The sequence below is a fragment of the Flavobacterium sp. genome (genome assembly GCF_004211145.1).
Taxonomy (GTDB): Bacteria; Bacteroidota; Bacteroidia; order Flavobacteriales; family Flavobacteriaceae; genus Flavobacterium.
This window is the reverse complement of record NZ_SEBS01000003.1, coordinates 43,789-64,045: the sequence shown is the minus strand read 5'-3', so window position 1 is coordinate 64,045 and position 20,257 is coordinate 43,789. Positions and strand designations below refer to the sequence as shown.

16 protein-coding genes are annotated in these 20,257 nt (G+C 48.1%); 11 read left to right on the top strand and 5 right to left on the bottom strand.

What is annotated here, in order from left to right; translation table 11 throughout:
* The first annotated feature begins 17 nt into the window (after positions 1-17).
* Positions 18-881 (top strand): bestrophin family ion channel, encoded by an 864-nt coding sequence (locus EOO50_RS02085; protein ID WP_290837410.1) that lies wholly within the window; start codon positions 18-20, stop codon positions 879-881.
* Between the two features lie 130 nt (positions 882-1,011).
* Here EOO50_RS02085 and EOO50_RS02080 read toward each other — a convergent pair whose 3' ends face one another.
* Both EOO50_RS02080 and EOO50_RS02075 read right to left on the bottom strand, forming a co-directional pair.
* A complete protein-coding gene (locus EOO50_RS02080; protein ID WP_290837408.1) occupies positions 1,012-1,707 on the bottom strand; it encodes an SIMPL domain-containing protein in 696 nt (231 codons plus the stop codon).
* A 48-nt stretch (positions 1,708-1,755) separates the two neighbouring features.
* Positions 1,756-2,397, bottom strand: coding sequence for a rhomboid family intramembrane serine protease (locus EOO50_RS02075; protein ID WP_290837406.1), 642 nt, complete (start codon positions 2,395-2,397; stop codon positions 1,756-1,758).
* A 103-nt stretch (positions 2,398-2,500) separates the two neighbouring features.
* Between EOO50_RS02075 and EOO50_RS02070 the strand changes: the two genes are divergently transcribed.
* Positions 2,501-3,379: a lysophospholipid acyltransferase family protein gene (locus EOO50_RS02070; protein WP_290837404.1), complete on the top strand. Its 879-nt coding sequence runs from the start codon at positions 2,501-2,503 to the stop codon at positions 3,377-3,379.
* Here the strand turns inward: EOO50_RS02070 and EOO50_RS02065 are convergent.
* On the bottom strand, positions 3,369-4,859 hold the full coding sequence (locus EOO50_RS02065) for an aminotransferase class V-fold PLP-dependent enzyme (protein WP_290837402.1): 1,491 nt from the start codon (positions 4,857-4,859) through the stop codon (positions 3,369-3,371). The genes EOO50_RS02070 and EOO50_RS02065 overlap by 11 nt on opposite strands.
* A gap of 237 nt (positions 4,860-5,096) precedes the next feature.
* Here EOO50_RS02065 and EOO50_RS02060 point away from each other — a divergent pair, with 237 nt between their 5' ends.
* The 3 genes from EOO50_RS02060 (at position 5,097) to EOO50_RS02050 (ending at position 9,168) form a co-directional block, all read left to right on the top strand.
* Positions 5,097-6,380 carry a DUF2157 domain-containing protein gene (locus EOO50_RS02060; RefSeq protein ID WP_290837400.1) on the top strand — a complete coding sequence of 428 codons (1,284 nt, stop codon included), beginning with the start codon at positions 5,097-5,099 and terminating at the stop codon, positions 6,378-6,380.
* Complete coding sequence (locus EOO50_RS02055) at positions 6,370-6,966, top strand: GDYXXLXY domain-containing protein (RefSeq protein WP_290837398.1); 597 nt, start codon at positions 6,370-6,372, stop codon at positions 6,964-6,966. The genes EOO50_RS02060 and EOO50_RS02055 overlap by 11 nt, the downstream gene beginning before the upstream one ends.
* Positions 6,967-7,227: 261 nt before the next feature.
* Positions 7,228-9,168 carry an SPFH domain-containing protein gene (locus EOO50_RS02050; protein ID WP_290837396.1) on the top strand — a complete coding sequence of 647 codons (1,941 nt, stop codon included), beginning with the start codon at positions 7,228-7,230 and terminating at the stop codon, positions 9,166-9,168.
* A 78-nt stretch (positions 9,169-9,246) separates the two neighbouring features.
* On the opposite strand, the gene EOO50_RS02045 is transcribed toward EOO50_RS02050, so the two are convergent.
* Together EOO50_RS02045 and glmM are read right to left on the bottom strand one after the other, a co-directional pair.
* Positions 9,247-9,882 (bottom strand): hypothetical protein, encoded by a 636-nt coding sequence (locus EOO50_RS02045; RefSeq protein WP_290837394.1) that lies wholly within the window; start codon positions 9,880-9,882, stop codon positions 9,247-9,249.
* Positions 9,879-11,267, bottom strand: a complete 1,389-nt coding sequence (gene glmM, locus EOO50_RS02040) for a phosphoglucosamine mutase (RefSeq protein WP_290837392.1) — start codon at positions 11,265-11,267, stop codon at positions 9,879-9,881. The genes EOO50_RS02045 and glmM overlap by 4 nt, the downstream gene beginning before the upstream one ends.
* 188 nt (positions 11,268-11,455) lie before the next feature.
* Here glmM and EOO50_RS02035 point away from each other — a divergent pair, with 188 nt between their 5' ends.
* The 6 genes from EOO50_RS02035 to uvrA all read left to right on the top strand — a co-directional run bounded on the left by EOO50_RS02035 (position 11,456) and on the right by uvrA (position 20,187).
* Positions 11,456-12,040: an acyl carrier protein phosphodiesterase gene (locus tag EOO50_RS02035; protein WP_290837390.1), complete on the top strand. Its 585-nt coding sequence runs from the start codon at positions 11,456-11,458 to the stop codon at positions 12,038-12,040.
* Positions 12,040-13,704 (top strand): gamma-glutamyltransferase, encoded by a 1,665-nt coding sequence (gene ggt / locus EOO50_RS02030; RefSeq protein WP_290837648.1) that lies wholly within the window; start codon positions 12,040-12,042, stop codon positions 13,702-13,704. Before EOO50_RS02035 ends, ggt begins: the two co-directional genes overlap by 1 nt.
* 86 nt (positions 13,705-13,790) lie before the next feature.
* On the top strand, positions 13,791-14,447 hold the full coding sequence (locus tag EOO50_RS02025; protein ID WP_290837388.1) for a hypothetical protein: 657 nt from the start codon (positions 13,791-13,793) through the stop codon (positions 14,445-14,447).
* A 5-nt stretch (positions 14,448-14,452) separates the two neighbouring features.
* The gene (locus EOO50_RS02020; RefSeq protein ID WP_290837387.1) at positions 14,453-15,118 is read left to right on the top strand and encodes a DNA alkylation repair protein; all 666 of its coding nucleotides are present in this window, start codon (positions 14,453-14,455) and stop codon (positions 15,116-15,118) included.
* Between the two features lie 59 nt (positions 15,119-15,177).
* Positions 15,178-16,998, top strand: coding sequence for a chloride channel protein (locus EOO50_RS02015; RefSeq protein WP_290837385.1), 1,821 nt, complete (start codon positions 15,178-15,180; stop codon positions 16,996-16,998).
* 357 nt (positions 16,999-17,355) lie between these two features.
* Positions 17,356-20,187, top strand: a complete 2,832-nt coding sequence (gene uvrA, locus EOO50_RS02010; RefSeq protein WP_290837383.1) for an excinuclease ABC subunit UvrA — start codon at positions 17,356-17,358, stop codon at positions 20,185-20,187.
* Positions 20,188-20,257: the final 70 nt, after the last annotated feature.

Below are 20,257 nucleotides of genomic sequence, written 5' to 3'. Positions count from 1 at the left end.
TATTAATAATCAACCCCGTGCTTTCCTACAACACAAAAGATTGGTTCACATTCATTTTCCGTTTCCACAAATCGGACACGTTCAGCAAACTTTTCCCGATCATGATCGCGATTGGTTTGTATTCGGGCGTGTTGGGTTATTTGGAGGTCGAATATTGGCAGTTGTCCGAGAAAAATTACATCCGGAACATCAACACGATGCACAGCATGCTTGGGTTCGTGATCTCGTTGTTGTTGGTTTTCAGGACGAATACGGCTTACGACCGTTGGTGGGAAGGCCGACGGCTTTGGGGCGCGCTTGTCAACAACAGCCGTAATTTGGCGCTCAAACTTTGCTCGATCTTGAAGTCGGAAGAAGACCGTGCATTTTTCAGGAAGGGAATTCCCGATTACGCCGCGGTCCTGCATGTACATCTGAATGACAGCGATACGGCGCGCCAGCTTTTCGACGGGCTCGACCTTGAAATCGACCATCACAAACACAAACCCAACCAGATCGCGGCTTCGATGTTCGCGCGAATAAATGCGTTGTACGAAGCCGGAAAAATCACGGGCGACCAGCTTATCGTGCTCAACGCCGAACTGCTTTCGTTCACCGACATTTGCGGCGCGTGCGAACGCATCAAAAATACGCCGATCCCGTATTCGTATAGCGCGTTCATCAAGAAATTCATTTTCTTTTACGTAATGACGTTGCCGTTCGGATACGCGTTCAGTTTGGGATATTACGTCGCGCCCGTCGTGGTTTTCATCTTTTACGTACTCGCGAGCTTGGAATTGATCGCCGAAGAAATCGAGGATCCGTTCGGGGATGACGACAATGATTTACCGACGAGGAAGATTTCGGAGAATATTCGGAAGCACGTTGAGGAATTAATTTGACTTGATTAGTTAGTTAGAAAATTAGCGGATTAGCGGATGCGCGCGGACCTTGAATAAAATCACGAATCTGAAATTCCGGACAAAAAAAATCCCGGTCGAAACCAGGAATTTATATTCACTTGAATTTATGCTAATCGAGAAGGAAACTCACCGACACGTTGGCGGTAATTTCAATTTCACCAATCGCGATCGTTTCTCTATTTCCGCTTCCGTCGGCCATTTCTTTGTTGGCCATCATCATCATGCGTTGCGGATACACGACTTGCGTATTGTCATTAATCGTCAACGCTTTCCCGACTTTTTGTGAGCCGAGGGCCGAAACGTAATCGTCGGCTTTGGCCTTTGCGTCTTTCATCGCGAGTTTTCTAGCCTCCGATTTGAATTGTTCTTCTTTTGATGATTCGAACGTGACCGAGTTGATTCGGTTCAAGCCCGTATCGACCAATCCGCCCATCAACGCGTCGTACTTGTTAAGGTCGCGCAGGAAAATCGTGATGGTTTGCGATGCGACGTGCGTATATTTTTTCTTTTCATATTCGTATTCCGGCTGAAGCGACACGCGCTGTGTCTGGACATCGCCTTTAGGTAAATCGAATTTTTTGAGGAATTGCACGACTTTTTCGGTCGTCGCGTCGTTTTGTTTCTTGACATCGGTGGCGTTCGTGCCGCGCGTTTCGACGCTTACTGAGATTCGGGCTTGATCAGGTGTCGCCTTCACTTTGCCTTCGCCTGAAACTGAAATCTGGGGCTTTTGGTCGACGACCTGGATTTGTGCCGATGCGGCCATCGAAGTAACCGCTGCGAGTAGTAGGAAAATCTTTTTCATGGTAAAAAGTTTTATTGTTGTGTTGTGCTTTTTTCAACTATTGTGCCATTACAGCTTGCCCGTGCGCTCCAAAATGAAAAGAAGTACGATCGGAATCGCTAACAAAATGACTGTCAGCGTATCGTCGACGAATAAAGACGGATGGTACATGAGCGTGATCGCATAACCGCCGATCGCGCCGCCAAAGTGAGCCGTGTGGCCGATGTTGTCGTTCTTGGCGCGCATGCCGTAAATCGAATACAAAAGATAGACTATTCCGAAGATATATGCCGGAATTCCGATCGGTATGAAAAACATATAAATCGACATGTTCGGTTGCAGCAAGATCGCCGAATACAAAGCGCCCGTTACGGCTCCCGAAGCTCCGATGGCGCGATATCCGTAGTCGTCTTTGTGAAGTAATAGCGTGAGCAGGCTTCCAAACACGAGGCTTCCGACGTAGATCAGAATGAACGACAGATCTCCCAGGTATTCAATAACGATCGGTGCGAAAAAATACAGCGTGAGCATGTTGAACGCCAGGTGCATCGCGTCGGCATGCAAGAACGCCGATGAGAACATGCGGTACTGCTCGCCTGCCCTGATGCTGCCGACATGAAACTCGTATTTCCTGAAAAATAAAATGTCACTGAAGCCCTTGATACTTACCAGAACGGTGATCGCAATAATCGCAATGAGGACGATATCCATAGTAGAAATTTTGTTGCGTAAAAGTACGAATCTTTGCGCACGAATTGTTAAAGCGATTCGCGACCCGACGCATATTGCCGTATATTTGCGAAAAATTTAACGGATGCAGTTACTGCTGTTTTTGCTTGTCTATCCTGCGCTTTGGCTGATTTCGATATTGCCGTTTCGACTGCTGTATTTATTTTCAGATGGCGTTTACATCCTTATTTATCGCGTCATCGGCTATCGGAAAAAAACGGTTCGGAACAATCTTGCGATGGCCTTGCCGCATTTGTCGCAGTCGGAACGATTGGTTATCGAGAAGAAATTCTACCATCACATGTGCGACATGTTTCTCGAGATGATCAAGACGATGACGATTTCCCAGGCCGAAATGGAAAAACGCTTCAAATTCACGAACCTCGACGTGTATCTCGGCCTCGAGAAGAAAAACAAGAATATTGCCGTAATGATCGCACACTACGCGAGTTACGAATGGATGATTTCGATGAATTATTATATTTCGTTTGGCGGATATGCGATCTACAAACGAATCGCAAACAAGTATTTCGACAAGCTCGTGCGCGATATCCGATCGAAATTCCGCGCTAATCTGATCACCACGAAAGAAACGGGCGAAACCATCATCAAGAACATAGCCGACCACAAACTGGGCGTTTACGGATTCGCGAGCGACCAATCGCCCAAGGCCGGAAAAGCGTTCCACTGGACGAAATTCATGGGAATTGAAACGCCTGTCCATACGGGAGCCGAAATGCTCGCCAAGAAATTCGACATGAACATGATTTACGTGAAAACCGAGAAAGTGAAACGCGGTTATTATGAAGCGACGTTCGAAATTTTGACCGAAGACGCGCGCTCGATTCCCGATTACGAAATCACCGACGATTTCATGCAACGCGTCGAAAAGCAAATCCTTGCCGCGCCCGAATATTACTTATGGACGCACAAACGCTGGAAACACAAGCGTACTACTTCTTAAACCAGTTTTTTACCATTTCGGCTTCAGACGGTTTCGCGTTTTTGTGCGTGAACTCGTTCGTGTTGTTGTTGTAGCTGTATTCGAGCGTCCATTCCACGTGGTTTTCGGCGAGTTCGCGGATGCTTTTGCACACGAACGCGATTTCATCGTTGGTAGTCGTCGGATGGATAGACATTCGGATCCATCCCGGTTTTTCGAGCAGTTCGCCCAACGTGATCTTGTCGGTCAAATAATGCGAAGTCGCCTGATCGACATGAAGCAGATAATGTCCGTAAGTCCCGGCGCAACTGCAACCGCCGCGTGTTTGTATCCCAAACCGGTCGTTGAGCATTTTCACGCCAAGATTGAAATGCAGTTTGTCGATATAAAATGAAATCACGCCAAGCCTTTTTTGGTGTTGACCCGCGAGGATATTCAAGTTTTCGATGTCGCCGAGTTCCGAGAATACGTATTCGACGATTTCATGTTCGCGTTTCAAAATGTTGTCGACGCCCATTTCTTCTTTGAGATTTATCGCGAGCGCGGCTTTGATCGTCTGAAGAAATCCGGGAGTTCCGCCGTCTTCGCGTTCCTCGATATTTTCAATGTATTTGTGTTCGCCCCAAGGGTTTGTCCAACTTACCGTTCCGCCTCCCGGATGATCGGGAACCATGTTTTTGTACAGCTTTTTATTGAAGACCAAGACGCCCGAAGTTCCGGGGCCGCCCAGGAATTTATGAGGTGAGAAAAAGATGGCATCCAAAGAACATTCCTCGTCTTTGGGATGCATATCGATCTCGACATACGGTCCCGAACAGGCGAAATCCACGAAACAGACACCGTTGTTCCGGTGCATCAAACGCGCGATCTCGTAGTAAGGCGTCTTGATTCCGGTCACGTTCGAACACGATGTCACCGATGCGATCTTTAATTGTCGGTCCTTATATTGTTCGAGCAGATTGGAAAACGTATTCAAACAGAATAAACCTTTTTCACAAGCGGGGACGACGACGACATCGGCTATTGTTTCAAGCCACGACGTCTGGTTCGAGTGATGTTCCATGTGCGAGACGAAAACCACGGGGCGTTTTTCATCGGGGATATTCGTGAACGCTTTTAGATTTTCAGGAACCTTCATTCCCAAAATGCGTTGGAATTTGTTCACGACGCCCGTCATGCCGCTTCCGTCGGTAATCAAAACATCATCGGGCCCGGCGTTTACGTGATGTTTGATGATGTGTCGCGCTTCGTGATACGCCATCGTCATCGCTGTTCCCGATACGGTGGTTTCAGTATGTGTGTTGGCGACGAACGGACCGAATTCGTTCATGAGTTTTTCTTCGATCGGGCGATACAGGCGGCCGCTCGCAGTCCAATCGGTGTAGACGATTTTCTTTTTCCCGAACGGCGATTCGAATTCCTGTTCGATGCCAATTATGTTGTTTCGGAATTTTGAGAAATACTGCTCGAGTTCGGTTGATATGGATGGGCTTGCGATCATGATCGTGAATTTGATGCAAAGTTAGTCGATTTGTTGAATTGTTGAATTGACTTTTTTAATCTCGGTTTGGATTGCTGTGGATAATTGGGTTTGGATAATTTGATGGCAAGCGAAAAATCAATTTTCAAGATTTAACCCTGACAGGGTGTCTTTTAAACAATTGGTAAATAGTTAGTTACAGATATTTTCCAAACTTCAAAAAACAATCACTACTTTACAACCTCACAATCAAAAAACATGAGCATACACGACAAAGATCTGCGCGAACTCGAATCGGCCGGCGTGATCTCAAGCGATGTCGCGCAAAACATCGCCTCGTATTACCGAAACAAAAGCAACTCCTCGCCCAACCGACTGTTCACGATATTCGCGATTCTGGGCGAGTTGCTCATCGGGCTTGGAATTATCCTGATTCTCGCACACAACTGGGACGACTTTCCAAAAATGGTCCGCGTAACGTTAGCATTCGTCCCGATTGTACTCGGCCAGGCGCTTTGCACGTATTCGCTGCTCAAACAAACCCAGTCGACAGCCTGGCGCGAAAGCAGCAGCACATTTTTGACGATCGGAATCGGAGCCGCAATCGCGCTTATCGCCCAGATTTATAACATGCCGTCGGATTTCAAAGGATTTATGTTCACGTGGAGCGCACTTGCCCTTCCGCTGGTTTACGTGATGCGTTCGAACATGACCTCGCTTTTATATCTCATCGGAATCACGGTGTATGCGACGAGTTCGGGCTACGGTTATCCGTCCGAGACGCCTTGGTGGTATTTGTTGCTATTGGCCGCGATCGTTCCGAATTATTGGCTGCTCGTCAAGAATCGGTTCGGCAGCAACTTCACGGCCTGGCATCATTGGTTTTTATGTGCGTCGACGCTTATTTCGCTTGGCACTTTTGCGCGTTCGCACGAAGAATATATGTTTATCGCATACGTAAATCTGCTCGCGATTTTTTACCTGATAGGAAATCTCGACATATTCAGCGACAAACGATTGTTCTCGAACGCGTGGCTGTTCCTGGGTTCGCTGGGCACGGTCTGCATCCTGATGCCGCTTACATTTTCATGGTTTTGGACCGACATGCAACGCCGGGGCATCGAACCGACGCTTTTTAAAAGTCCCGAATTTATCGCGGCCTTAGTTCTCGGAATCGCAGCACTTGCCCTATTTATCCGGCACCGACGCGCGAAATCGATTTTCGATATCACTCCGATCGAACCCGTGTTCATAGTGTTCGCGATTACCTTTTTCATCGGATATCGCGTACCTCAGGCGTATATCATCATCAATATTATCGTCTTCACAATCGGACTGCTGACGATACGGCGCGGCGCCCAACAAGATCATCTCGGCATCCTGAATTACGGATTGTTGATTATCACGATTCTGGTCGCATGCCGATTCTTCGACACCAACTTGACGTTCGTCGTGCGCGGCCTGCTGTTCATTGGCGTCGGCGTCGGGTTTATCGTCGCGAATTCCAAACTGCTCAAAAAACGTCGTACACATGAAAACTAAAGCGTCCATTCTTTTGGTGGTCTTAGCGTTCGCGCTGCAATTATATGTTCCGGCACAAATGGTTTTGGGTCGCGAAAGCATTACATCGCATGGCAAACTCTATAAATTCAAAACCGAGCCAATCGATCCGAACGACCCATTCCGCGGGAAATATATTGCGCTCCAGTTCGAAGCCCGACGATTCAAAGTCGACAATTCTCAAAAATGGTCGGAACTCCAATCGTGTTACGGCCTGCTTGATACAACCGCTTCGGGTTATGCGAAAATCGTCGCTTTGTCCAAGTCGGCACCCAAATCGGGCGACTATGTAAAAGTGATTCCTTCGTATTCTCCCGTCGAAGGTGAATTGGTTATCCGATTCGATTTCGACCGATTTTACATGGAAGAATCTAAGGCCGAAAAAGCCGAAACCGCGCACCGAAATTCCCTTCAAAATCCAAATGCGAATACGTACGCGAACATCTTCGTGAAAAACGGGGAAGCTGTAATCGACGACGTTATGATCGACGGCGTGTCGCTTCGACTGATCGCTTCAGGACAAGAAATCCCACGAAATCCGCGTCGGCGGCCGATAAAAATTCGCTAGAAAAACAAATAACCTTCGCTTTCGATGTTGAGAGCGAAATCGATTACCCGAAATATCGCCACGAGAAATTCTTAAAATCGATTTTACCAAACATAGTTGGCGTCGCAACAAATCGTGTCACCGCTCGACAATTTGAGGCCAAAAACGAGGCATTTTTTCAAGTTTTCCAACGCCGATTTTCCTAGTGTTAAATTTCGACGATTTTTGAAAAACCAATATAGTTAAGCCTATATATTTGCCCCGAACAAACATCAAAACATCATGATAAATTTTACGTTATTGGCCTGGGTCATTCCCGTGGTCATCTGCATCGTGCTTTACAAATTCGTATTGCGCGTCTTCTTTGGGATGGTCATCGTACCTGAAGATAAAATCGGGTTGGTCACGAAGAAATTCGTAATCTTCGGAACTGACAAAGCATTGCCCGACAGCCGCATCATCGCCACGAAAGGCGAAGCGGGTTTTCAGGCACAAACGCTCGCTCCGGGGCTATATTGGGGCATGTGGTTCTGGCAATACACGGTCGACATGGCCGCGTTCATCATCATTCCCGAAGGAAAAGTCGGACTCGTACTGAGTAAGGACGGACACGAAATCCCGACGGGTCATATTTTGGCGCGCAAGGTCGAATCGGACAATTTCCAGGATGCGAAAGCCTTTCTCGACAACGGCGGACAAAAAGGTCGCCAGACGGCGTTCATCACGACGGGATCGTACCGAATCAACACGCATTTGTTCGAGATCGTAATCACCGAACAAGTCAAGATTTTCGAGAACATGGTCGGAATCGTGACTGCGCTCGATGGCGAACCGATCCCAATCGGACAGATCGCGGGTAAATTCGTCGACGGACACAACAACTTCCAGGATTTCGACGGCTTCCTGTCAAATGGCGGAAACCGTGGATTGCAGCCTCAAGTCATGCTTGCGGGTTCGTATTACCTGAACACCTGGGCCGTCCAGATTGAGCAGACGCCAATGACCGACGTTCCGATCGGCTATGTCGGAGTCGTGATCTCGTACATCGGTGAAGACGGGAAAGACGTCACGGGCGACACGTTCAAACACGGAAACATCGTCTCGAAAGGACAACGTGGCGTTTGGTTCGAACCGCTTGGCCCCGGAAAATACGCGCTCAACAAATACACGACCAAGCTCGAGGCGGTTCCGACGACGAATCTCGTATTGAACTGGGCGAACGCGCGCAGCGAATCACACGACCTCGACAAAAATCTTTCGACGATAACGGTGCGTTCCAAAGACGGTTTCCCGTTCAATCTCGATGTTGCCCAGATCATCCACGTTCCCGCGAACGAAGCGCCCAAGGTAATCGCACGATTCGGATCGATGAACAACTTGGTTTCCCAGGTTCTTGAACCGACTATCGGAAACTATTTCAGGAATTCCGCCCAGGACAGCGACGTGATTTCGTTCCTGAGCACGAGAAAGGAACGCCAGGATTCGGCTAAAAATCACATTCGCGCCGTGCTCGACGAATACAACGTGAACGCGGTCGATACTTTGATCGGCGACATCGTTCCGCCCGAATCTTTGATGAAAACCCTGACCGACCGTAAGATCGCCGAGGAAGAACAAAAAACCTATCAAACCCAACGCATGGCGCAGGAACAGCGTCAGGGCGTCGAAAAAGAAACCGCGATCGCCGACATGCAAAAAGAAATCGTGCGCGCCTCACAAAGTGTCGAGATCGCACAACGCACAGCCGATGCGGCCGTCAAGAAAGCCGAAGGTGACGCGACGAGTTTAAAGTTGAATGTGAACGCCGAAGCCGAAGCCACGAAAATGCGCGCCAACGCCGAAGCAGAAGCGACCAAAGCCAGGGCCGGAGCACAAGCCGAAGCCACGAAACTAAACGCTAGCGCCGAAGCCGAACGCATCTCGAAAACGGGTAACGCCGAAGCCGAAAAAATCATGGCGATCGGTAAATCCACGGCCGAAGCCTACCAATTACAGGTTGCGGCCATGGGCGGCGATAACTTTACGAAATACAAGATCACCGAGGAAATCGGGCGCGGCAACATAAAGGTAATTCCTGACGTATTGATTTCAGGAAGTTCAGGTGCCGACTCGCCTATCAGCGGACTGCTCGGCATGAAGATGATGGAAATGATGGATACGAATGCGTTGAAGGCCGTTCCCACCAAACCCGATCGACCGAAACGTGGCGACGATCTTAAGTAAGATCCGGCGAAGTTTCGTCAATAATTTATACGATTGCCACAAACAAAAATCCGCTCGAAAGGCGGATTTTTTTGTGTTTTACTTCAAGATATTTATGCCGTATCCGACTTTCTTCTGTCTGAAAATATCGCGCAAAATATTGTATTTCCCGTCGCAATCCGACAACAGACTCAATTGGTTGAACCAAGCCACGTCAGGCCTGATCACAAACCTGTTGCATTCGAAACTGACTTCGATGTACGCGAAAACCTTGCCCGAATCGTCTATGAACAACACGGCGTTTCGAGGCGTGAAGCATTTGTTGGTCTGCATGTTCAGATCGATGCCTGGTTTCGATCGGTAATTGAAGAACCAACGGCTCAACGAATCTTTTTCAGACGGATTGAGTTCGGCTACTTCGAGCGCGGCGAATTTCTTCGGCTTACCCAAAATGTGCGATACATCGTACTCGCGCAACACTTTCATTTCCATTTTTTTGGCAACCGAGGCGCTGTCCTCGGCGATGATCTGTTCGCCTTTGTCGTCCACGATTGGTTTCTCGGAATATGCCGTCGTGAAGTAGGAGATCAACACGATTTTCTGGCTGGACGCGAACGGCGGCATCGCGCGTCGTTTGTCGGCGGCAAGCGTTCCGTACCAACCACAGGCTTTGTCCTGGGCGAACAGGCAGGTCATGAAAAGCAACGCGAAAGCTGCAAAATAATGTTTCCTCATATTCCGGCGATGGTTTTGATCTCGTCGATGATTCGTAGCGCAAGGTCATCGGCCGATTGTTGGGTTTTCGCCTCGGTGTAGATGCGGATGATCGGTTCCGTGTTTGATTTTCGCAAATGTACCCAATTTTCAGCGAAGTCTATTTTGACGCCGTCAATCGTGGAGATATTTTCAGATTTGTATTTGTCGGTCATCGCAACGAGAATCGCGTCAACGTCGAGTTCGGGCGTGAGTTCGATCTTGTTTTTGCTCATGTAATATTCGGGATACGACGCGCGCAGTTCCGAAACCTTCATTTTCTTTTCGGCCAAATGCGTGAGGAAAAGCGCAACCCCGACCAAACTGTCGCGGCCGTAGTGCAATTCCGGGTAAATGATACCGCCGTTTCCTTCGCCTCCGATGATCGCGTTGTTCTTCTTCATGAGTTCGACGACGTTCACCTCGCCTACCGCGCTGGCCTCATATGTTCCGCCGTGCTTTTCCGTGATGTCGCGAAGCGCGCGCGAAGATGACATGTTCGAGACCGTGTTTCCGGGCGTTTTCCCCAATACGAAATCGGCACAGGCAACCAATGTGTATTCTTCGCCGAACATTTCCCCGTCCTCAGATATGAACGCCAAACGGTCGACGTCAGGATCGACGACGATTCCAAAGTCGGCTTTTTCTTCGACGACGAGTTTACAGATATCGCCCAAATGTTCCTTGAGCGGTTCGGGATTATGCGGAAAATGTCCGTTCGGTTCGCAATATAATTTCACGCATTCCACGCCGAGTATTTCCAATAATTTCGGGATGATGATGCCGCCCGACGAATTCACGCCATCGACGACGACCTTGAATTTCGCGGCTTTGATCGCTTCGGCATCGACCAATGGAAGTTCGAGAACCTCGTCGATGTGAATGTCCATGTACGCGTCGTTCGGTGTGATTTCCCCGAGTGAATCGACATCGGCGAAATCGAAAGCTTCGCGCTCGGCGATATCAAGGATTTTCGCGCCTTCTTCGCCGTTCAGAAATTCGCCTTTTTCATTCAGCAATTTAAGGGCGTTCCATTGTTTTGGGTTGTGGGACGCGGTGAGGATGATTCCTCCGTCAGCTTTTTCGAGTGGAACCGCGACTTCGACTGTCGGTGTCGTGGAAAGCCCGAGGTCGATCACGTCGATTCCGAGACCTATTAATGTATTGACGACGAGATTGTGGATCATCGGGCCTGAAATTCGGGCATCGCGACCGATCACGACCGTCAACTTGTCTTTTTTGCTGTAATTCTTAAGCCAGGTTCCGTAAGCCGACGCGAATTTGACCGCGTCGACCGGTGTTAAATTGTCTCCGGTCTTGCCGCCGATCGTGCCGCGGATTCCTGATATGGATTTGATTAAGGTCATGTACGATTTTAGATTTAGGATTTTAGATTTCTGATTTGGAAGCTCAAAGATAACAGTTTGTTGAAATTGTGATTTAACCATTCGTTGTTTTGAGCGATAATTTCGACGAGTGACGGTTTTAGGCCGAGATTGGCAGTCCTTTTGACTTTCGACTTTCGACTTTCGACAATATTGCTTACATTTAAGACATGAACTTTCTCGCGCACATTTACCTTTCAGGCGACAACGACCTGATCAAAATCGGAAACCTCATGGCCGACGGCGTCCGCGGAAAAGAATACGAAACGATGCATCCTGAAATCCAAAAAGGCATCTTATTGCACCGCGGCATCGACACGTTTACTGACTCTCACCCGATCTTCAGGCAAAGCACGAAGCGGCTTCACGAAAAATACCACCATTATGCGGGCGTGATCGTCGACATTTTTTACGATCATTTCCTCGCGAAGAATTTTGCCGCCTATTCGCACGTGAAACTCGACATCTACGTGAACGCGTTTTACGAATCGCTCAAGCAAAATTACGAGTTGCTCAACGACAAGACGCGAGACATGATGCCGTACATGATCAAGCACAACTGGCTTTGGAATTACCAGTTCGTCGACGGCATCGAGCGTATTTTGACGCAGATGGACCAACGCACGCGCAACGATTCCAAAATGCGGTTTTCGACTGCGGAACTCAAGGAATTCTACGCCGATTTCGAGAACGAATTCACGACTTTCTTCGAGGATCTACGCGCGTTCGCGTCACAAAAACTTTCAGAACTATGATGCGGAAAATCCTGGTTTTCTTATTATTCCCGACCCTACTTTTTTCTCAAACCACAAAGACCGCGTCGAAAGCGATGGTCGTTTCGGCTCGCGTCGAGGCTTCGCAAATCGGATCCGATATCATAAAACAAGGCGGTAACGCGTTCGATGCTATGATCGCGACACAATTGGCGCTCGCCGTCGCGTATCCGTATGCGGGAAACATCAGCGGCGGAGGTTTCATGGTTTATAGGATGGCCGATGGAAAAACGGGCACGCTCGACTTTCGCGAAGTCGCCCCGATCAAAGCATCACGCGATATGTTCCTCGATGCGAACGGAAACGTGATCGAAGGAAAAAGCACTGAAAGCGCGCTGTCAATCGGTGTTCCGGGTTCGGTCGCGGCCTTGTTCGACGTGCACGCCAAGTTCGGTTCGCTGCCTATCGAAAAACTATTCGCGCCCGCGATCGCGCTTGCGAGGAAAGGCGTCGTCGTGACCAAGCACGATTTTGAACACCTGCAGGAATACCATAACGACATCGTGCGGTTAAACGGCAAAGAGACGCTTCTCGCCCAGCCTTTTAAAACTGGCGATACTATAAAATATAACGCGCTTGCCGAAACTTTGGAACGCATTTCACAGAATGGACGCACTGAATTCTACCGAGGCGAAACCGCTCAAAAACTCGTGGCGCACATTTCCAAAAAAGGCGGAATCATGACGATCGACGATCTCGCTGCATACGAAACCAAATGGCGCGATCCGTTGAAGTTCAAATACAGGAAACTCGATATCGTCACGATGGGCCCGCCAAGCAGCGGCGGGATTTGTCTGCAGCAGATTTTGGCTATGATCGAACCGTACGACGTGAAAAAACTCGGACACAACTCGACCAAATTCATCCAGTTGCTGGTCGAGGCCGAGCGCCGTTCATACGCCGACAGGAATCATTTCTTGGGCGATCCCGATTTCCTGCAACTTCCTCTTAATGAGATGCAAGACAAGGCGTATCTCAAAAATCGGATGAAGGATTTCAGTTTTGAAAAGGCGACGAAATCGAGTGACGTTTCGCATGGCGACATCGTATTTTCAGAAAGCGACGAGACGACGCATTTTTCCATCGTAGATGACAAAGGAAACGCGGTCGCGGTGACCACGACATTGAACGGCGCCTTCGGATCGAAACTGTATTGCGACGAACTCGGCTTTTTCCTCAATAACGAGATGGACGATTTCAGCGCGAAACCCGGAAGCCCGAATATGTTCGGACTCACGGGAACTAAGGCCAACAGCATCGCGCCCAGAAAACGCATGCTGAGTTCGATGACGCCCACGATCGTCGAAAAAGACGGAAAACTCTTTATGTTGCTGGGTTCGCCCGGAGGATCGACGATCATCACGTCAGTTTTGCAGACGATTTTGAATGTATACGAATTCGATATGCCGATGCAAAAGGCGGTCGACCAGCCGCGTTTCCATCACCAATGGTTGCCTGATCTGGTTATCATGGAACCGGATCGTTTCGATCTGAAAATCATAGACGCGCTCAAATCCAAAGGTTATGAGATTGACCAGCGATTTTGGTCGGTTTTGGGAAAGGTCGACGCGATCAAGATCGGGCCCGGGGGGAAACGCGAAAGTGGCGCTGATGGCCGTGGCGACGATTCGGCTGTTGGATTTTAGATTTTTTGGATTGGGAGTTTGAAAAATTAAGATCGATAGTGAGTTAGGCGTTCGAAACAAATCAGTTAAAGATTATAAAGAACTGAATGATATATTCGCAGAAGATTAAAGAAATTTTCCTTTTTTTGCTCGTTTCGACGACGATGAACTGCGTTTGCCAGACACGTTCAGATACGATCGTTGCAAAATTTGCCGAAATCGAATCGGCGTTTGAAAAGAATGTACAGATTTTCACGCACAGTTTGATTGAAAATGACGTTACCCTTTATTGTTTATTCGAACAACGGAGTTTGGGATATTCTTTCGGATTCACGACAGAACAGTTCAGGAAAAGTCCGTGCTGTTGCATCGAACCCAGAACGATCTACTTTTTTTGGCTGGCCGACGACAAGACTTTTGGTAAGCGATTTGACTATTGCGGAAATTCGGTCGCTGTAGATTTAGGTGAAATCGACCTGTGGCAATTTTATTTCGGCGATAAAAAACGATTCGAATCTGAAAAAACGAAACTGTTCACTTATTACGATCAAAGCAAAGAAAAATCTTTATCAATCGTCAGGCATGACGGCATTTCCTGGGAATTCTCAATCGTGGACGCCAAAACCAATCTTGTTAAAAAATTCAACGAGCTTGACATATTAAAGGAATCCGACGGGAAAACAAACCTGAATTTCGAGTACAACATTTCGCTAAAAAGCAAAAGGATGTTGGACGTGCTTTTGGAATTGTCAAAAGAACTTTGAAGGCCATGAAATTCATCGACGAACTTGAGTTTGTTTTACGAAAAAATGCTTCGGACGAAACCGCTGTCCCGATGCAAGCCTACATGAAAAACCTGTTTCCGTTTCTAGGCATCAAAAACGAAAGGCGAAAGGCGTTGCTCAAGCCGATTTGGCTCAAACATTCCGATGAAATCAAATCCGATTTCCGACAAGTCACGCTTGAACTTTTCAAAAAACCCGAGCGCGAATTCCAGTATTGCGCGATGGAAATCCTGCAAAAAGAAATAAGGCGCAAGTTTGAGAAAGGCGATTCGGTGCTCATCGAAAAACTGATTGCGACGAAAAGCTGGTGGGATTCGGTCGATTTTCTGGCGAAGCATATTTTAGGAAACTATCTTTTGGCGTTTCCGGATCAGACATCGAACGTCATCTCGCGGTTTTCAGATTCCGAAAATATGTGGCTGAATCGTTCCGCGATCTTGTTCCAATTGGGCTATAAACGCCAAACCGATGCCGTTATATTATTTCACGAATGTGCCAAACATGCCCATACCAAGGAGTTTTTTATCGGGAAAGCGATCGGTTGGGCGTTGCGGGAATACGCGAAAACCGATCCGGATTCGGTAAAGGATTTCGTCTTTAAAACCGAACTTTCACCGTTAAGCAAACGTGAAGCCCTCAAAAATTTATAACCATTTTGCTGTGATTTCTTTGTGCGATGGCGTATTTTAGCCGTCCGTAAAAAATATCCATGCCAGCTAAGAAAATTTCGTCGTTTTTGCTTTTTTTGAGGAAGATTTCCCGCCAGTTCGAGCGGTTGTTCTTCATCGCGAAAACCATGTTGTCGGAACGGCATTTCATGTATTTGGCGTGCGTGGTCGTGGCGTTCAGCTGCGCGATCGCGGTTATCATCCTAAAAAGTTTCGCGCATTACGTTTTCGTTTTCGCGACCAACCTGAACGTTTACCTCAAGCTTCCGTACGTGAACTCGATTTTCCCGATCATCGGTATTTTACTTACGGTTTTCGTGATTCGGAATTTCCTTGGCGGAAGCCTCGAAAAAGGAAGTTCGCGCATTCTATACGCCGTCGCCAAAAAAGGTGGGATTTTGCCGCGAAAACAGATGTACGCGCAAATCGTAACGAGTTCACTTACAGTCGGACTCGGTGGATCAGCGGGACTCGAAAGCCCGATTACGATCACGGGAGCCGCGATCGGTTCGAACTTCGCCCAGAAATATAGATTGTCGCAAAAAGACCGATTGCTACTTTTGGCCTGCGGCGTCGCGGCTGGAATCGGAGCCGCTTTTAACGCGCCGATTGCAGGCGTTTTGTTCGCGATCGAAGTCGTTTTGACCGATGTCACGATTTCGGCTTTCGTCCCGATCATCATCTCGGCGGCTACGGGCGCATTGGTCTCGACGATTTTATTGAACGAAGAAGTGCTTTTGTCGTTCAAGCAGCAACAGCATTTTGATTACCGGAACATTCCTTTTTATGTTTTGCTCGGCATTCTCGCGGGATTCATCTCGTTGTACCACGCGAAAAATTTCCAGCGCGTCGAGAAATTTTTCAGCCGATTCAAGAACAAGGCGTATAAGCGCGCATTGTTCGGAGCGACTTTACTCGGGGTGCTGATTTTCTTTTTCCCGCAACTTTTCGGCGAAGGTTATGAGAGCATAAAAACACTCAGCAACGACAATCCACGCGTGTTGCTCGACAATACGCTGCTTGAGAAATTTCAGGACAACGAATGGGTTCTGCTTGTTTTCCTTGGCGCGACGATGTTGCTTAAGGCGTTCGCGACGGGATTGACGCTCGGCAGCGGAGGAAACGGCGGCAACTTCGCTCCTTCTCTCTTCGTGGGTTCCTACCTTGGTTTTTTCGTGTCGAAGTTCTTTAACTTGCTGGGCTGGACGCACGTGCTTCCCGTGGGGAATTTCACGATCGTCGGAATGGCCGGAATTCTCAGCGGATTGTTCCATGCACCTTTGACCGCGATCTTCCTTATCGGGGAAATCACGGGCGGTTACGATTTGATGGTACCGTTGATGATCGTTTCGTCCATAAGTTACGCGGTCGCAAAATCGTTTGAAAAACATTCGATGGACGTCAAACATCTGGCCGACAAGGGCGAAGTTTTCACGTCCGACAAAGACAAGAATATATTGCTCAGCATCGACATCCTCAAACTCGTGAACCACGACGCGAAATGGCTTAAACCCGACGATTCTATGGAAACGCTCATCGGATATCTTCAGGAAACCAAACAGGAAATTTTTCCCGTGCTCGATGAGAAATTCAATTTACTCGGCATCGTGAGCCTCGATGCGATCCGACCGATCATTTTCAATCAATTCCGCGTGAAATTCACGACGCTGTCGGAAATCATCGAGCCTGCGCCCGAAGTGATTTTGCTTGAAGACGGCATCGCGATCGCGGTCGATAAGTTCGAAACCCTTGGAATCAAGACATTGCCAGTGCTTAAAAACGGGAAATATTTCGGGCTTTTGAGTGAAGTTAATGTGCTTGAGGCGTATCGGGAGCAGTTGAAGCAGATGGTGATTGAGTAGTGCCTGAGTACCTGAGTGCCTGAGTGCCTGAGTGCTGTGCTTGAGTGCTTGAGTGCTTGAGTGCTTGAGTGCTTGAGTGCTTGAGTGCTTGAGTGCTTGAGTGCTTGAGTGCTTGAGTGGAAATTACAAAATGGAAAAGCTTTTATTTGAAACTTTGACTCTTTTTATACATTTATAGCTCTTTGTTGACCGACAATTGAGTGATTCAAAAGCCGATTGAAATCGAATTCTGCCATTTTCCGAAAACGAACTCAGGCACTCAGGTACTCAGGTTCTCAGGCACTTTTATTAACATATCCTTGCCAACAAATCGTCACAAAATCGTACCTTTGCACCTTTGAATCCGCGAAGGAATTTATGCAGAAGACAGACGAAACAATCGAAGTGCTCGGCGCACGCGTACACAACCTAAAAAACATAGACGTCAGCATCCCGCGCGAAAAGCTTGTGGTCATCACAGGACTTTCGGGCTCGGGAAAATCATCGTTGGCTTTCGACACGATTTATGCCGAAGGACAGCGCCGTTACATAGAAACTTTTTCAGCTTACGCGCGCCAGTTTTTGGGCGGATTGGAACGGCCTGACGTTGACAAGATCGACGGATTGTCGCCCGTGATCGCCATCGAACAAAAAACGACGAGCCGCAGCCCGCGTTCCACAGTCGGGACGATTACCGAGATCTACGATTTTTTGCGTCTTTTGTACGCTAGAGGTTCCGACGCGTTCAGTTACAACACGGGCGAGAAAATGGTCAGCTACAGTGATGAGCAAATCAAGAATCTCATCAAGAAAGATTTTAACGGGAAACGAATCAACGTTTTGGCTCCTGTGATCCGCGCCAGGAAAGGGCATTATGCCGAATTGTTCCAGCAAATCGCCAAGCAAGGTTTCGTGCGCGTCCGCGTAAATGGCGAAGTGCGCGAGATTTTGCCCGGAATGAAACTCGACCGTTACAAAACCCACGACATCGAGATCGTGATCGACCGGATCGCTGTCGATGAAACTCCGGAAACGGACAACCGTTTGGCCGAAAGCATCAAGACCGCGATGTATCACGGCGAGGATGTTTTGATGGTTTTGGATCAGGATTCAGGCGAGGCGCGATTTTTCAGCCGTACTTTAATGGATCCGATTACGGGAATCTCGTATCCGAACCCGGAACCGAACTTGTTCTCGTTCAACTCCCCGAAAGGCGCTTGCCCGAACTGCAACGGGCTTGGAACGGTCAACGAAATCAACGTAAAGAAAATCATCCCGAATCCGAAACTATCCATCAAACAAGGCGGTTTCGCACCTTTGGGCGAATATAAATCGAGCTGGATCTTCAAGCAGCTCGAGACGATTTCCGAAAAATTCAAGTTCAAGCTCACCGACCCGATCGACAAGATTTCGGACGAAGCGATGGACGTGATCCTCAATGGCGGCAAGGAAAAATTCGAAGTCAAATCAAAAGCCGCGGGCGTCACGAAAGAATACAAGATCGATTTTGAAGGCATTTCGAATTTCATCAAAAACCAATTTGAGGAAACCGAATCGACATCGATACGCCGTTGGGCCAAAGAATTCATGGACGAGGTGAAATGTCCCGTCTGCGAAGGCACGCGACTCAAAAAAGAAGCGCTGTATTTCCGCGTGAACGACAAGAACATAGCCGAACTTTCAAGCATGGACATCGCCGATCTCACTCAATGGTTCATGGAAATCGACGACAAGCTTACCGAAAAACAAAAAATAATCGCCGTCGAGATCATCAAGGAAATCCGCGACCGATTGCACTTCTTGGTCAATGTCGGCTTGGAATATTTGTCGTTGAGCCGCAGTTCAAGAACACTTTCGGGCGGTGAAGCGCAACGCATCCGTTTGGCGACGCAGATCGGATCGCAACTCGTGGGCGTACTTTATATTTTGGATGAACCGAGCATCGGACTGCACCAACGCGACAATGAAAAACTGATCCATTCGCTTGAGCAATTGCGCGACATCGGGAATTCGGTAATCGTAGTCGAACACGATAAGGATATGATCGAACGCGCCGATTACGTGATCGATATCGGCCCGAAAGCCGGGAAATATGGCGGCGAAATCATTTCGGCGGGAACGCCACAGGAAATGCTCAAGGAACATACGCTCACGGCCCAATACATGAACGGCGAACGCGAAATTTCGGTTCCCAAGAAACGTCGCGAAGGCAACGGAAAGTTCATGAAATTAACGGGAGCGACCGGAAACAACCTCAAGAACGTGTCGATCGAATTGCCGCTCGGTAAGATGATTTGCGTAACGGGCGTTTCAGGATCGGGAAAATCGACGCTGATCAACGAGACATTATATCCGATCTTGAACGCGTATTATTTCAACGGCGTCAAGAAGCCGCAACCGTACAAGACGATCGAAGGTTTGGAACATATCGACAAAGTAATCGACATCGACCAAAGCCCGATCGGACGCACGCCTCGCTCGAATCCCGCGACATACACGGATTTGTTTACTGAAATCAGGAATTTGTTCACGATGACGAGTGAAGCGCAAATCCGTGGTTATAAAGCCGGGCGCTTCAGCTTCAACGTGAAAGGCGGACGTTGCGAAACCTGCGAAGGTTCGGGCGTTCGAACGATCGAGATGAACTTTTTGCCCGATGTTTACGTGGAATGCGAAACCTGTCAGGGAAAACGCTTCAACCGGGAAACATTGGAAATCCGATATAAAGGAAAATCTGTCTCGGACGTGTTGAACATGACGGTCGACGAAGCCGTTGATTTCTTCGAGAACATTCCGAAAATTTATAGAAAAGTCAAGACGATACAAGACGTAGGGCTCGGATATATAACGCTCGGACAACAATCGACAACATTGTCAGGAGGCGAAGCACAACGCATCAAACTGGCCACCGAATTGTCAAAAAAAGACACCGGAAACACGTTCTACATCATGGACGAACCCACGACCGGACTGCATTTCGAAGACATCCGCGTACTTATGGAAGTCATCAACAAACTCGTCGACAAAGGCAATACGATCCTGATCATCGAACACAATATGGACGTGATCAAACTCGCCGACTACATCATCGACATCGGTCCTGAAGGCGGACAAGGCGGCGGAAAAGTCGTCGCGAAAGGAACACCTGAGGAAGTGGCGAAGGATAAGAAAAGTTATACGGCGAAGTTTTTGAAAAAGGAACTTTCTTAGTTTTGAGTATTGAATATTGAATATTGAGTATTGAGTATTGAGTATTGAGTATTGAGTATTGAGTATTGAG

Excerpts from the sequence above, each read along its gene's own strand:
- EOO50_RS02080 (WP_290837408.1), bottom strand. The coding sequence starts at position 1,707 with ATGAAAAAGATTTTCCTACTACTCGCAGCGGTTACTTCGATGGCCGCA.
- EOO50_RS02075 (WP_290837406.1), bottom strand. The coding sequence starts at position 2,397 with ATGGATATCGTCCTCATTGCGATTATTGCGATCACCGTTCTGGTAAGT.
- EOO50_RS02070 (WP_290837404.1), top strand. The coding sequence starts at position 2,501 with ATGCAGTTACTGCTGTTTTTGCTTGTCTATCCTGCGCTTTGGCTGATT.
- EOO50_RS02065 (WP_290837402.1), bottom strand. The coding sequence starts at position 4,859 with ATGATCGCAAGCCCATCCATATCAACCGAACTCGAGCAGTATTTCTCA.
- EOO50_RS02060 (WP_290837400.1), top strand. The coding sequence starts at position 5,097 with ATGAGCATACACGACAAAGATCTGCGCGAACTCGAATCGGCCGGCGTG.
- EOO50_RS02055 (WP_290837398.1), top strand. The coding sequence starts at position 6,370 with ATGAAAACTAAAGCGTCCATTCTTTTGGTGGTCTTAGCGTTCGCGCTG.
- EOO50_RS02050 (WP_290837396.1), top strand. The coding sequence starts at position 7,228 with ATGATAAATTTTACGTTATTGGCCTGGGTCATTCCCGTGGTCATCTGC.
- EOO50_RS02045 (WP_290837394.1), bottom strand. The coding sequence starts at position 9,882 with ATGAGGAAACATTATTTTGCAGCTTTCGCGTTGCTTTTCATGACCTGC.
- glmM (WP_290837392.1), bottom strand. The coding sequence starts at position 11,267 with ATGACCTTAATCAAATCCATATCAGGAATCCGCGGCACGATCGGCGGC.
- EOO50_RS02035 (WP_290837390.1), top strand. The coding sequence starts at position 11,456 with ATGAACTTTCTCGCGCACATTTACCTTTCAGGCGACAACGACCTGATC.
- ggt (WP_290837648.1), top strand. The coding sequence starts at position 12,040 with ATGCGGAAAATCCTGGTTTTCTTATTATTCCCGACCCTACTTTTTTCT.
- EOO50_RS02025 (WP_290837388.1), top strand. The coding sequence starts at position 13,791 with ATGATATATTCGCAGAAGATTAAAGAAATTTTCCTTTTTTTGCTCGTT.
- EOO50_RS02020 (WP_290837387.1), top strand. The coding sequence starts at position 14,453 with ATGAAATTCATCGACGAACTTGAGTTTGTTTTACGAAAAAATGCTTCG.
- EOO50_RS02015 (WP_290837385.1), top strand. The coding sequence starts at position 15,178 with ATGCCAGCTAAGAAAATTTCGTCGTTTTTGCTTTTTTTGAGGAAGATT.
- uvrA (WP_290837383.1), top strand. The coding sequence starts at position 17,356 with ATGCAGAAGACAGACGAAACAATCGAAGTGCTCGGCGCACGCGTACAC.